Origin of the sequence: Halobacillus litoralis (genome assembly GCF_020524085.2) — a bacterium.
In the GTDB taxonomy this organism is placed as follows: domain Bacteria; phylum Bacillota; class Bacilli; order Bacillales; family Halobacillaceae; genus Halobacillus; species Halobacillus litoralis_E.
Window position 1 is genome coordinate 3,715,928 of sequence record NZ_CP129016.1, and the last position, 9,425, is coordinate 3,725,352.

Consider the following 9,425-nt stretch of genomic DNA (forward strand, 5'->3'; position numbering starts at 1 on the left):
GTTTGGTTAGAAGGTGACTTTGTAGGTTCTGAGCCAGTGGTCAATCTGACAAAGATGAGCAATGAGCTGCGGCCCTGTCATTAGCTGACCGAACCAAGGTGTATCAATCGACTTCCCTTCCGAATCATTCAACTTCCGCACTTGATCACGATCAAAAATATCAAAGAGCGGAGCATTCGGATCCGCAAGTGTCTCTTCCATCCATGTACAAACAGCCTTCGTATAGTCAGGATGAAAGGTCTTCGGATACGGGTTCTTTTTCCGGAAGAGTACTTTATCCGGTAGAATTCCACGGAGTGCCTGACGCAGAAGACCTTTCTCCTGATCATTATGAAACTTCATGCTCCATGGTACATTCCATACATACTCAACAAGGCGGTGATCGCTGAAAGGGACACGCACCTCAAGACTTGCCCCCATACTCATCCTGTCTTTCCGCTCCAGTAAAGTTTGCATAAACCAGTTCATATTCAGGTATGACATTTGCCTGTGCTTTTTACTATCTTCATCTTCACCTGCAAGCAGCGGTGTTTCTGCAACGGTTTCCTGGTATCGCTTCAACATATACCATTCAATATCAATATCCTCTTTTAAGTCTTGACGGACAAGGGTAACCCTCTCATTAAGGGAGCGAATCCATGGAAATCCTTTTCTCTCTTTATCTTCTATTCGGTAAAACCAAGGATACCCTCCAAAGATCTCATCCGCACATTCTCCGGATAAGGCGACGGTCACGTGACTTTTAATTTCCTCACAAAACCACAATAATGATGAGTCCACATCTGCCATACCCGGCAGATCGCGGAGTTCTACTGCCCGTTTCAAACGTGAAACAAGATCCTCTGTCCTTGCTTCCATCACAGAGTGTTTGGTTTGATTTTGAGCACTGACTAGATTGATGAACGCTTCATCACGGTCTGGTTGGAACGCATTCTTTTTGAAAAATTTCTCTTGATCTTTATAGTCGATGGAAAACGTCTGCAGCGCACCTAACTGATCTTGTTTATATTTTTCAGCTGCCACGGCCGTTATGGCACTTGAATCGACGCCTCCTGATAAAAATGTTCCAAGTTTCACGTCAGAAACGAGCTGGCGCTGAGAAGCATCCATAAATAATTCGCGTACACGCGCAACCGTCTCATCGAATGAATCTTCATGAGGAGCACTCTTTACGTTCCAATACCTATCGACCTTTAGTTTCCCATTTTCAAAGACAGCTCGGTGACCCGGGCGGATTTCATTGATTTCTTGGAAAATCCCCTCCCCGGGAGTTCTCGATGGTCCCAAGGATAAGAGTTCATGGAGACCGTTGCTGTCCACAGCAGATGACACATCAGGATGGGCTAATATGGCTTTCATTTCAGAGGCGAACATGACCCCGTCACCTCTGTCACTGTAAAAAAGCGGCTTGACCCCCAAGCGGTCTCGAGCAAGAAAAAGGCGTTCACGGTTTTTCTCCCAGACACTGAATGCAAAGATGCCATTCATATAGTCGACACATGCCGTTCCCCATTCCATGTAACTGACGAGCACTACTTCGGTGTCTGAATGAGATTGAAACGTCCAACCTTTTGCCTTTAATTGGTCTCTAACATCGTCTGTATTGTAAAGCTCACCGTTATAGCATAAAATGTATTCTTCATCCTTGGCCTTGCGGATCATCGGTTGTTTACCTCCGGCAGGGTCTACAACAATTAAACGTTGGTGACCGAACGCAGCAGGTCCCTCTACCCATTTCTGGTAGTCATCTGGTCCGCGGTGCTGCAACGTGTTTGCCATTCGATCCAATATTGAAGCTTTTTCCTCTGTTTTATGTGATGCATCAATCCATCCGACAATTCCACACATCTAGCCTCACCATCCTTTTTCCATACGAAATGCGCAAGTCACGCTCCGGCGCTGGATTTTTACATAAAAAAACCATCATGACTCACTATATGATGGCAGTGTTTTTCTTATGAAACCCTCCTGCACTATTAAAGGAAATGGCAGGATTGTGTAAGACTCAGTTTCGAGATATGTCCGTGGTTCGTTGCCTTGTTGGGTGTTAGGGGTGGTCGGGAAGCTACTCGCTTTCCTGCGGGGATGACGGCAAGCCTCCTCGTGCTACGCACTGCGGGGTCTCGCCAGCCAATCCATTCCCGCGAGAGTCTCGCAGCTTCCCAACCACCCCATTCGGTGTAGGAGAGAAACGAATCTCTTCACTGTGGGGGGTCTCCACTAACATGATGTTATTAGCATAAAGCGCTAAATAACAAGCTTTACGCATGCAGAATAGCTTTCTGGGGAGTTGATTTCCCTCCAATTATTATGCGGAGGGTTTCGAGATACTTATATGGCAAGGGGCGGAGGGGAATGGCGAGACTCCTGCGGGAAAAAAGTGCAGGGTGGGACCCCACAGGACGAAGTCCGAGGAGGCTCACCGCGCTCCCGCGGAAAGCGAGCTATTCCCCGTAGCCCCATCCACTCAACAAAAGTCTCGAAATTGATTCTTCAAGTATAGGGAGCTTTTAAGGAAGAGAGAAAAAAGTTACATAAATGTGTTGACATATACAGTGAGAATGATTATCATTGTAATTGATAATAGTTATCACCGTTATCCCCCCCAAAATAACGGACAAACATCAGACACAGATACAAAGCCCCCTTTTTTCGATATTAAAAAGCTGCATGCGACGGTCGCATGCAGCTTTATTTTTATGCTGGCAGAATTCCAGCTGGTAAGAAACCAAACCCGAGAATGATCGCGATGATTCCAGCGATGGCAAGCTGTGCCCACCAAATGCCTGTTGGTTTCTTCTTCTTGTATTTGACAGCTACCATTTCCATGGAAGCAATAGTCCAAAGACCGACAAGCAATTTAATAATCACAAGCGGGCCGTATTCGGCGTAACTCGCAAACAGTGAACCACCGGAATAAAGAATGAGCAAATAAAAAAGACGAAGAATCATGTGAGAGATCTTTGCCGCTTTTTCACTGCCTTTACGGCTGAACATGGTTACAAGACCAACAAGTACGAATGCGATGACCCATGAAGTAATATGTAAGTGCGCCATATTTTGTTATCCTCCTTTTCATTTGAATCTACGGTTATGATACCATGACTGTTCCGCATATTCCTATTATTTTGATGCAGACTTCATTTTCGAAATTATAAGAAAATAAAGAGCAAACCTGTTATAATTATGAAAGACTGAAATGAAAATGGAGGGATTGCATGTCTGTAATTAGTAGTCAGAACATTATTGATCAAACCCAGGAATATGGTGCGAAGAACTACCATCCACTTCCGATCGTCATTGCTAAAGCGGAAGGTGTATGGGTGGAGGATCCTGAGGGAAATCGTTATATGGATATGTTAAGCGCTTACTCTGCTGTCAATCAGGGGCACCGACACCCGAAAATCATTCAGGCGTTGACCGATCAGGCGAATCGTGTAACCTTGACTTCACGTGCCTTTCACAACGACCAGCTCGGTCCTTGGTATGAGAAGATTTGTAAGCTGACGAATAAAGAGATGGCTCTTCCGATGAACACAGGAGCTGAGGCTGTTGAAACAGCTATCAAAGCGGCGCGACGTTGGGCTTATGATGTTAAAAATGTGGAAGAGGACAAAGCGGAAATCATCGCCTGTACAGGAAACTTCCACGGCCGGACGATGACAGCGGTTTCCCTTTCTTCTGAGAAAGAATACAAACGCGGTTTTGGACCAATGCTTCCGGGCATTAAACTCGTTCCTTACGGAGATATCGATGCTCTCAAAGAGGCGATTACAGAAAATACAGCCGGCTTCATGCTTGAGCCGATACAAGGGGAAGCAGGCATCGTCATGCCACCGGAAGGCTTTCTTAAAGAAGCCTATGACGTTTGTAAAGAGAACAATGTCTTGTTCATTGCTGATGAAATTCAGGCAGGTCTCGGTCGAAGTGGTAAGATGTTCGCTTGCGATTGGGAAAATGTCAGCCCTGACATGCTCATTCTCGGTAAAGCTCTTGGCGGCGGCGTCTTCCCGATTTCCTGTGTGGTTGCAAACAGGGAAGTCCTTGGCGTCTTCAATCCAGGGTCTCACGGTTCCACATTCGGTGGTAACCCGCTTGGCTGCGCCGTTTCAGTTGCTTCCCTGGAAGTCATTGAAGAAGAAAAACTGGCGGAACGTTCTCTTGAACTTGGAAACTATATGATGCAGGAGCTTAAATCGATCAACAACCCGAAAATTAAAGAGGTACGTGGAAAGGGTCTGTTTATCGGTGTCGAAATGACAGAACCTGCCCGCAAGTACTGTGAAGAATTAAAAGAGAAAGGTCTGCTCTGTAAAGAAACACATGAAAACGTCATCCGCTTTGCTCCCCCTCTCGTGATTAAGCAGGATGACCTGGACTGGGCCATCAGCCAAATCAAAGCAGTTTTAAGCTAAGTATGAAAAAAACGGCAGCCTCAAAGGCTGCCGTTTTCTTTATTTAAGAGAAGCAATCTTCTTTTGTTTCCTGGGGGCCAGAACGACCTCCACCTCCCGCTCTTCTCTCTGCTCCCAAAAAGTCCCGGTATTTTCTTCAATGTAATATCTTCCAAGTCCAATATCCACTTGATATTGTTCGAGTGAAGGATCAGACCATTGATACTTAGAAGAAAGCACCACTTGGTTGCTTTCTGTTTCAGGCCACAGAGTGGAGGCTTCTACAAGCTCGTAGATTTCACCTTCATTTTCCTCGAGTAGTAAAAACACTTTTTCTCCTCGATTCAATGGTTCTTCGACCAACCATTTCTCTTCAGGAATTTGTTCAATAGCATAGTCCAGTGTTACATAATCCCCGTAAAAAGGATCCCGCGGGTCCACAGGGGCTGTCTTGAGTGTAATCGTCTGACCCCAGAAATCCATCACATAATAAGAGGCGGACATGAGAAGGAGAAACAAGAGTTGTAGAGTGACAAGCCCATAAAACCACCAGCGCTGCTTCATTTCTCATCCCCTCCTTTATGGATCGTGCGCCGTTTTTTCTCGAGGAAGTAACTGAGCACAAACAATAAAACGCCGCCGATCAAGAAGAACAACGAGCGATCCATGAAATCCCAGGCGAGTTGAAAGTAAGCAATAAATGTAGTCAGAAGAAAAGCGATCGTCCCTTTATTGACCCACCTTGACACTTCCTGCTGATAACCTGAGACCAGCCATAGCAGGGAATAAAGAAACAAGATGAGGAGCGACAGCATATCTCCTGATTCAAAACGAAAGACAGGGACAAACAAAAGCAAGTCAATCCAGTAGTAGTTGGTCGAACTCATAGCAGACCTTACCACAGAGAAGAAAAACAAAATGGCCCAGGCAAGGAAGAAGTAAAGCGATGACTCCGTCAGTTCCCCGACATATTCGTTTCCAAGGAAAAAAACCTGTAAAGTCAGCATGGTGAAAACGGATAGAATGCTCAGCGTCTTAAATACTCGCACATTTCCTTTTTCAAGTAAGAAATCCTCAACCACATACAGCAGTAAGAAAAACGCAATCAACCAATAGTAGGGCATTCCTTCACTAAATACGAGAATGACAGCGTGAAGCATGTAACTCGCTCCAAATGCTGCTAATTGAGTCACTTTCCTTGAGCTCAACACGAACCATCCCAACCCAAGAATGAATAAAAGGCCAAGCCATATGTGAAAGTGCTGAAAAACAATTCCGCTGTACAGCTGTCCCACCGTCATAATTACAAGTGTCGCGTAAAAAAATGAATCGTCTTTAAAAATAATAAACAAACCAAAGGCCACGATCGACCATAAGAAAAATGGAAAAGCACTATAGGACGTGTAGTGATACATTTGACCGACTAGAAAAATACTGGAACCAAAGATCAGAAGAGCAATCAAAATGAGGCTGATACCGACACGATTGGATTTTTTCCTGTACACCCAGTCTCCACACAAATAAAAGACCGTGAGTGAAGTAAGAAGGATCACCATTCTCCCAATATCCGTCAAATACGACCAGTTTGATGCGACGAAAGTCAAAAAAGCAAGACCTATGAAAAGAGCTGCAAAAGTGAGCAGAACGGGTCTGTTTTGTTTTTTAGGGTAACGTTCCAGCAATTGCTCACGTTGGACTTCACTGATAATCGCATCGTCTACCCATTTCTTGCTTTCTTTCACGAGGTGATCACGATTCAAGACATCTGCCCCCTTATCTTATGAAGCCGCCTCACTCTTTCGTTTCAGTGGCTGCTTCTTCCCGTACGTCAACGTCCGCCATAACCATTCAAGCGGACCATAACGGAACTTTTTCAACCAAGCCTTGCTTACAAAGATTTGACCCGTAAATATAACCAAAACGATCATTAAGCTACCGATCGGTGGGACATCACCATACCATCCAAAACCGACGGAATAAAAAAGGATAAAACTGATCAGCGACTGCAAGATGTAATTCGATAGAGACATCCGGCCTACCCATGTTAAAGGATGAACGATACGGGCACCAATTGATGTCTGAAACAATAGAGTAATAGATGAGACATAAAATATAGCTGAAGCTGAACCGCCGATACTATCCTGAGCCAGCTGAAACCATTCCGGACTTCCGAATAAATGCGGCCCTGCTTTGAAAATGAGGAACAATATACCCGTCAGCACCCATACATTTTTAATGGATCGCAAATGGTCGATCGGTTTATGAAGCCATCGCTTTCGGCAAAAATACATCCCGAATAAAAACATCGGAATTAAACTTAAAGCGAGAAATGGGAGATTCCCCCATTGATTGGCATATACCCAATCCGCTAAGTTTTGACGCCAGATATCAACAAGCGATCCGCTTCCATAGTTCACCAAGGCTTCCTGAATGGCCGGCCGGTGGACGATGCCCTGCACCTGATCCCTGACCATGTATAGCGAAAAAGTCAGTGGCAAAACAAGGAAGGCCAGCATGCCGAACGCCCAGTACAGCAACGCTTTTTCATTCACATTGAAAAAGGCCAACAAAACAAGTCCCAGGACTCCATAAGAAAGCAGAATATCCCCATGCCAGATAAGGAAAGCATGAATGAGACCGAATCCTGTAAGTACAAGGAGACGCCTGAAAATAACACGCTGGTATGAAATTTGTTTTTCTACGAGACGATCCTTCATCATTTGTATGCCAAAGCCGAACATGAAGGAAAACAGCGTATAAAAACTGGCTTGAAAGAAAATATCAATAAAGTTCTGCACGGTATGACTGAGAGGCGATGGCCAAAATTCCGCTGCGCCACCATATAAAAAATATGGTGCGTTAAACGCAGGTACATTGACCATAAAGATTCCGAGAATGGCGAGCCCTCTGGCCGCATCGACCCAGTCGAGCCTTTCCGATTCCCGGAGAGGCGAACCTTTCCTTTTCATATGTATTCCCCCTATGATAGTTATTTTACTTTTCTTACGTCATTTAGACAATGAAGTTTCATAAACTGTAGAAAGGAGTTTTCGTTATGCCAGCAAAAGTCGGAGCCGTTAAAGTCATTTCTCTTTCGTCTTCAAGTATTTTTAACATCGGTGACGTCTACAATATGGCCCCGGAAGCGACAGCAAAGACTTTTGCCGGTGGAGGTTCCTTCAATACCGGTGATGGCATCCGAATCAACATCAACCGATCGGATACGTTCATTAATGATTCCGAGTTTATTGATCAACCTATTGTAAATAATGCATAGGAGGTGTGTCTATGAATCTTACTGTTCATCAGTCCATCTACATCCACATCCTAAGAATCGGCTCGGTAACGAATTCATCTGTTCTTCAAATCGGAAGCTCCGGGGTCATCCAATCAAAAGCTGATCTGTACAACACAGGTGGCTATACAGGACCTGGACCCAAAGCCCAGCCGAAAGACGGAGAGGTCACCATCCCAGAAGCAGAAGGCGGCACGCTTGTTCCACTTTCCATAACATAGATGTCCCCCTCTCTTCATAAAGATAGGTTAGGGGGTGAGCGCACTTGAACCAATACAATTCATGGCAATCGTGGATTCAGCAAATGATGAACCAGATGGAACAACAGCAGAAAATGATTGAACAATTACAAAAACAAATCGAGCAGATCCAGTCCATTGAACACCCACCAAAGACGGTTATTGAAAAAATTGAATATAAATTTGATCAGCTGAAAATCGAGACGCTCGAAGGAACCCTGCAAATCGGACTGACTCCAAATGGATCCGATCTCTCTGAAATCGGTGACTTATATAGCAACCAAGGGAAACAGTTACCACAAACAGATGATCAGGCCCTCCATTTTTTACAGGAATATATGGTGGCCGACATTCCAGTCTGGATGAATCAGTATTGCCGTGATCATGATATACAAGTCAGTGAGGAGCATAAAGAACGTATGATTGCAGATGTTCGTAAACAGCTGCCTCAGCGCATGGAATATTACCGTAATCAAGAGCCAGAAGCTCCACCCGAAACGCTCTTCCATCAAATTCAAACAGAAATCCAACATTCCATAGCGCAATACTTCGAGACTCTTCAAGGAGATGATGATCGTTGAATCATATTGTACACAACTATGGCCTGCACGTAGGGAACATCCGCGTGACAGGCGTTTCTGGTTCATCCGTCTTTTTGATTGGAGATAATAAAACCATCCGTCTTCAATCTTTCTTTGACACCCCTCCTGAATCTCTGATTATAGGTCCTTTTGAAAATGTTGAAGAAGATTCTAATGTGGAGATGGAACCAAATGATTAAGAGGATGGTTTACACGCAGAGCGTTGACATTACGTCTGTGCTTATTGGCTCCATCGTTGATATCGGCGATGTTTACCGTGCCGCTCCATCTTCAAAAGTTTTGGCTGTACAAAAAGAAGAATTAGAATTCAAAGCTGACATTTATGATTTCGAGGATTTCCCTATCTTTTCACAAGAGAGCTCCCCCCCGTTACCTCCTGTTCAAATTAACTCTTTCCATTATCAAAACCGTCCCATTGAAGTGGATCATGTGCGTATCCTCGGGGTCTCAACGGCTGGGATCTTCCAAATTGGGGGCATCGACCATATCGACGCACTCAATTACACAAAACACTTCCGCATTCTGCAAGAGGATGAACAATAGCTGCCCATCATGCATACCTTAAGACTATAATGCTTGAATCGCACCAAAAAGGAGGCGATTGCGATGCCGGCTATTGTCGGACCCATCAGTATTAACAGCGTCGGTGGTGGTGTAGTTAACTTTGGAGATTCTTTCTATCTGTCCCCGAAATCTACAGGCAAAACGAATGCCGGATCGGGAGCTTTGAACACTGGAAACTGGATCATTACGAATAACGGTCTGAGCTCTACGAACCCATTTGACCCAGACGTTGCCGATCAAAATATCACAGCAAATGCTTAGAGGTAGTGAAGCGTCCTTGTTCGTAAGGGCGCTTTTTTGTTCTTTCGTTTGCCGTTTTGAGTTAAGTCAC

General features: G+C 44.7%; 12 protein-coding genes. 7 read left to right on the forward strand and 5 right to left on the reverse strand.

Annotated elements, in window-relative coordinates:
* Nucleotides 1–6: 6 nt before the first annotated feature.
* Both asnB and LC065_RS19090 read right to left on the reverse strand, forming a co-directional pair.
* Nucleotides 7–1,848, reverse strand: a complete 1,842-nt coding sequence (gene asnB, locus LC065_RS19085; protein WP_226588044.1) for an asparagine synthase (glutamine-hydrolyzing) — start codon at nt 1,846–1,848, stop codon at nt 7–9.
* An 849-nt stretch (nt 1,849–2,697) separates the two neighbouring features.
* The gene (locus LC065_RS19090) at nt 2,698–3,057 is read right to left on the reverse strand and encodes a YisL family protein (RefSeq protein WP_226588042.1); all 360 of its coding nucleotides are present in this window, start codon (nt 3,055–3,057) and stop codon (nt 2,698–2,700) included.
* A gap of 161 nt (nt 3,058–3,218) precedes the next feature.
* Between LC065_RS19090 and LC065_RS19095 the strand changes: the two genes are divergently transcribed.
* The gene (locus tag LC065_RS19095; protein WP_226588040.1) at nt 3,219–4,415 is read left to right on the forward strand and encodes an ornithine--oxo-acid transaminase; all 1,197 of its coding nucleotides are present in this window, start codon (nt 3,219–3,221) and stop codon (nt 4,413–4,415) included.
* A 39-nt stretch (nt 4,416–4,454) separates the two neighbouring features.
* On the opposite strand, the gene LC065_RS19100 is transcribed toward LC065_RS19095, so the two are convergent.
* The 3 genes from LC065_RS19100 to LC065_RS19110 are packed head-to-tail and all read right to left on the reverse strand — an operon-like array spanning nt 4,455 to nt 7,363.
* Nucleotides 4,455–4,958, reverse strand: a complete 504-nt coding sequence (locus LC065_RS19100; RefSeq protein WP_306163634.1) for a GDYXXLXY domain-containing protein — start codon at nt 4,956–4,958, stop codon at nt 4,455–4,457.
* Entirely contained in the window at nt 4,955–6,154 is a 1,200-nt protein-coding gene (locus LC065_RS19105) for a DUF2157 domain-containing protein (RefSeq protein ID WP_226588036.1), read from the reverse strand. The genes LC065_RS19100 and LC065_RS19105 overlap by 4 nt, the downstream gene beginning before the upstream one ends.
* 18 nt (nt 6,155–6,172) lie before the next feature.
* Complete coding sequence (locus LC065_RS19110) at nt 6,173–7,363, reverse strand: DUF418 domain-containing protein (RefSeq protein ID WP_226588034.1); 1,191 nt, start codon at nt 7,361–7,363, stop codon at nt 6,173–6,175.
* Nucleotides 7,364–7,449: 86 nt separating this feature from the next.
* Between LC065_RS19110 and LC065_RS19115 the strand changes: the two genes are divergently transcribed.
* The 6 genes from LC065_RS19115 (at nt 7,450) to LC065_RS19140 (ending at nt 9,355) form a co-directional block, all read left to right on the forward strand.
* Nucleotides 7,450–7,671 (forward strand): spore germination protein, encoded by a 222-nt coding sequence (locus LC065_RS19115; protein WP_160911940.1) that lies wholly within the window; start codon nt 7,450–7,452, stop codon nt 7,669–7,671.
* 11 nt (nt 7,672–7,682) lie between these two features.
* Entirely contained in the window at nt 7,683–7,910 is a 228-nt protein-coding gene (locus LC065_RS19120) for a spore germination protein GerPB (RefSeq protein ID WP_226588032.1), read from the forward strand.
* A 44-nt stretch (nt 7,911–7,954) separates the two neighbouring features.
* Complete coding sequence (gene gerPC / locus LC065_RS19125) at nt 7,955–8,509, forward strand: spore germination protein GerPC (RefSeq protein WP_226588029.1); 555 nt, start codon at nt 7,955–7,957, stop codon at nt 8,507–8,509.
* On the forward strand, nt 8,506–8,709 hold the full coding sequence (locus tag LC065_RS19130; RefSeq protein ID WP_226588027.1) for a spore gernimation protein GerPD: 204 nt from the start codon (nt 8,506–8,508) through the stop codon (nt 8,707–8,709). Before gerPC ends, LC065_RS19130 begins: the two co-directional genes overlap by 4 nt.
* Nucleotides 8,702–9,073, forward strand: coding sequence for a spore germination protein GerPE (locus tag LC065_RS19135; RefSeq protein ID WP_226588025.1), 372 nt, complete (start codon nt 8,702–8,704; stop codon nt 9,071–9,073). Before LC065_RS19130 ends, LC065_RS19135 begins: the two co-directional genes overlap by 8 nt.
* 63 nt (nt 9,074–9,136) lie before the next feature.
* Entirely contained in the window at nt 9,137–9,355 is a 219-nt protein-coding gene (locus LC065_RS19140) for a spore germination protein (RefSeq protein ID WP_160911930.1), read from the forward strand.
* The last annotated feature ends 70 nt before the right edge of the window (nt 9,356–9,425 follow it).